This is a genomic window from Mesorhizobium sp. M7A.F.Ca.US.014.04.1.1, assembly GCF_003998745.1.
Taxonomy (GTDB): domain Bacteria; phylum Pseudomonadota; class Alphaproteobacteria; order Rhizobiales; family Rhizobiaceae; genus Mesorhizobium; species Mesorhizobium ciceri.
This window is the reverse complement of sequence record NZ_RZRW01000610.1, coordinates 1-3,301: the sequence shown is the minus strand read 5'-3', so window position 1 is coordinate 3,301 and position 3,301 is coordinate 1. Positions and strand designations below refer to the sequence as shown.

The window sequence follows — 3,301 nt, the reverse complement described above, 5'->3', positions numbered from 1 at the left end:
GCGCACCACCTTGGCGGCTTCGATCTGCGCATCGGCCAAATAGGAAAGGATGGCGTCCGGAGGCTGGATATCCAGCCCCTCGGCATTTTTGTGAAGCGCTTCGGTGCGCGTTTCGGCCATCCCGGTTCCTCCAATACCAGAACAATACCAAAAAAATACCACTTGTCCACACGCATTAACGAATTCGCGGGCCGGAAATCGCTGAGCCGCCGAAATAGGCAGATTCTTCAATAAAATACGGCTTAAACTTTTTGAAACGGAAATTAATCCTTGGCTATTGGTATTTTATTGGTATTATCCGCCCGGAGGAGAAATCAACGTGAATTTCGTGCTCGGAATCGATGGCGGCGGCACCAGCTGCAGGGCCGCCCTGGCAACGGCGGACGGCACGGTGATCGGCCGCGCCAAAAGCGGCGCCGCCAACATCCGCACCGACCTGACCGGCGCCCGCTCGAACATCGTCGAGGCCGCCAGGCAGGCGTTCCTCGTCGCCGGGCAGGATCCGGAACTGATCCCGCGAACGCCCGCAATTCTCGGCCTTGCCGGCGCCAATGTCGGCACCTACCGGCAGCAGCTCGAGGCGATCCTGCCATTCAGCATCAGCCGCGTCGAGACCGACGCCGAAATCGCGCTGGAAGGCGCTGTCGGCGCCGGTGACGGCGCCATGGCGATCCTCGGCACCGGCACCGCCTATATGGCGCGCAGACAAGGCAAATCGCGCGCCATCGGCGGCTGGGGCTTCCAGGTTGGCGACCAGGGCAGCGGCGCCCGTATCGGCCGCGACCTGCTCGAACAGACACTGCTTGCCTATGACGGCGTCCGCGCGGGCTCGCCGCTGACGCAGAGCATGCTGGCCGTCTTCCGCAACAACCCGGAGGATGTCGTCGAATTCACCACCAATGCCAAGCCCGGCGATTTCGGCGGCTTCGCACCCAAGGTGTTCGAACACGCCGAGAAGGGCGACAGCGTCGCCAACTGGATCCTCGACAGGGTGGTTGCCGATGTCGAAGCCTCGCTCGGCGCGCTCGATCTCGCCGACGACGCGCCGCTGTGCCTCCTCGGCGGGCTGGCGCCGCTCTACGCGCCGCGCCTGTCTGCCCGCTACCGGGCGCTGCTGAAGCCGCCGCTCGACGACGCGCTGGGCGGCGCGGTGCAGATGGCGGTTCGCCTTTTCGCCGGACACGCGAAGGCAACTCGATGAGCGAGGCCGCCGACCAGATCTTCGCCACGCTGAAACATCAGGCGCAAAGCGGCGCGCCGCTTTATCTGCAGCTGCGCAAGAGCATCGAGGACGCGGTCAACCGCGGCCTGATCGGGCCGGGCGACGCGCTGCCCTCCGAGCGCGACATCGCCACCAAGGCCGATATTTCGCGGGTCACCGTGCGCAAGGCGGTGCAGGACCTGGTCAAGGGCGGCATCCTGGTGCAGCGCCACGGCTCCGGCACCTTCGTGGCGCCGCGCATGGAGCGTGTCGAACAGTCGCTGTCGCGGCTGACCTCGTTTACCGAGGACATGGCGCGGCGCGGCATGGTGGTGCGTTCGGCATGGCTCGACCGCGGCCTTTACGCACCTTCGCCCGACGAAATGATGGTGCTCGGCCTGTCGTCGAACGAACTGGTGGCGCGCGTGGCGCGCCTGCGCATTGCCAACGACACGCCGCTGGCGATCGAGCGGGCCTCGCTGTCGGCCAGCGTGTTGCCCGACCCGGCCGACATAGGCTCCTCGCTCTATGCCGCGCTGGAATTGACCGGCAATCGGCCGGTGCGGGCGGTGCAGCGCATTTCCGCCGCCAATCTCGGCGACAGCGACGCGCGCCTGCTCGAGGTGCCGCCAGGCATTGCCGGCCTGCACATCGAACGCATTTCCTATCTGGCGAGCGGCAAGGTGATCGAATTCACCCGCTCTATCTACCGGGGCGACGCCTATGATTTCGTCGCCGAACTGCGGCTGACAGGGCCGAGCGAAGAGGGCCGACCATGAGCACGACAGAGCCGACCATGTCGACAGAGATGACCCATATGCGGCGCGAGATCGAGGAGGTCCCGCAGGCCGTCGCCCGCCTGCTCGACGGCTCCGGCGCCGTGCTGACCGAAGCCGGGCGCGGCATCCGTGAACGCGACCCGCAGTTCGTCGTCACCGTGGCGCGCGGCTCGTCCGACCATGCCGCCACCTTCATGAAATACGCCGTCGAGCTGACCGCGGGCCTGGCCGTCGCATCGGTCGGGCCGTCGATCGCCTCGATCTATGGCCGCAAGCTCAGGCTCGCCGGCTCGGCCTGTCTGGCGATCTCGCAGTCGGGCAAGAGCCCCGACATCGTCGCCATGGCCGAAACCGCGCGGGCGGGAGGCGCGCTGACCGTCGCCATCACCAACACCGCCGATTCGCCGCTGGCGCGTGCCTCGGACTATGCGATCGACATCCTGGCCGGCCCCGAGCGCAGCGTCGCGGCGACCAAGACCTTCATCAATTCGGCCGTCGCCGGCCTCGCTCTGATGGCGCATGCCACCGGCGACGATGCGCTGCTGGCGGCGCTTGCCCGCCTGCCGGAGCATTTCGGCAAGGCGATCGCCTGCGACTGGATGAGCGTGATCTCTGAGACGATCGAGAAGCAGAAGTCGTTGTTCATCCTCGGCCGCGGACCGTCGGCGGCGATGGCCAATGAGGCTGCGCTGAAATTCAAGGAGACCTGCGGCATGCATGCGGAAGCCTACAGCGCCGCCGAGGTCATGCACGGCCCGCTGGCGCTGGTCGGCCCTGATTTTCCGGTGCTGGCGCTGGCCGCGCGCGACGCGTCCGAACCGTCGATTGCCGAGGCCGCCGACAGCCTGGCGGCCAAGGGCGCGCCGGTGTTCGTCACCTCGGCACTTGCCCAACGCGCCGTGCGCCTGCCGCATGTCGCCACAGGCCATCCACTGACCGATCCGCTGACGCTGATCGTCTCCTTCTACATGTTCGTCGAGGCGTTTGCCCGCCATCGCGGTCTCGACCCGGACACGCCGCGCAATCTTCGCAAGGTGACGGAGACCGTATGAGCAATCGCTTTGCCCTGACTGGCGCCCGGATTTTCGACGGCGACGATTGGCATGAAGGCCACGCGCTGGTCGTGCGCGACGGTCTCGTCGAGGCCATTTTGCCCACGGGCGCCGTCCCCTCGGACATCGCCCTCGTCGACGCCGGTGACGGCCTGCTGGTGCCGGGCTTCGTGGACCTGCAGGTCAATGGCGGCGGCGGCGTCATGCTCAACGACCATCCCGATGTCGCTTCCATCGAGACCATCTGCCGCGCCCACGCGCCCTTCGGC

At 66.8% G+C, this 3,301-nt stretch carries 3 protein-coding genes and 2 pseudogenes; 4 read left to right on the top strand and 1 reads right to left on the bottom strand.

Annotated features, from left to right (window positions below):
* Positions 1-120, bottom strand: a pseudogene (locus EOA22_RS39735) (N-acetylmuramic acid 6-phosphate etherase); the annotation flags it as partial.
* A gap of 199 nt (positions 121-319) precedes the next feature.
* On the opposite strand from EOA22_RS39735, the gene EOA22_RS28555 reads away from it, so the two are divergent.
* From EOA22_RS28555 to EOA22_RS28540, 4 genes and pseudogenes are all read left to right on the top strand, one after another.
* Positions 320-1,201, top strand: coding sequence for an N-acetylglucosamine kinase (locus EOA22_RS28555; RefSeq protein ID WP_063169683.1), 882 nt, complete (start codon positions 320-322; stop codon positions 1,199-1,201).
* Positions 1,198-1,980 carry a GntR family transcriptional regulator gene (locus EOA22_RS28550; RefSeq protein WP_063169682.1) on the top strand — a complete coding sequence of 261 codons (783 nt, stop codon included), beginning with the start codon at positions 1,198-1,200 and terminating at the stop codon, positions 1,978-1,980. Before EOA22_RS28555 ends, EOA22_RS28550 begins: the two co-directional genes overlap by 4 nt.
* A gap of 17 nt (positions 1,981-1,997) precedes the next feature.
* Entirely contained in the window at positions 1,998-3,032 is a 1,035-nt protein-coding gene (locus EOA22_RS28545) for an SIS domain-containing protein (protein WP_063170416.1), read from the top strand.
* Positions 3,029-3,301 (top strand): annotated as a pseudogene (locus EOA22_RS28540) (N-acetylglucosamine-6-phosphate deacetylase); the annotation flags it as partial. The gene EOA22_RS28545 and the pseudogene EOA22_RS28540, both read left to right, overlap by 4 nt.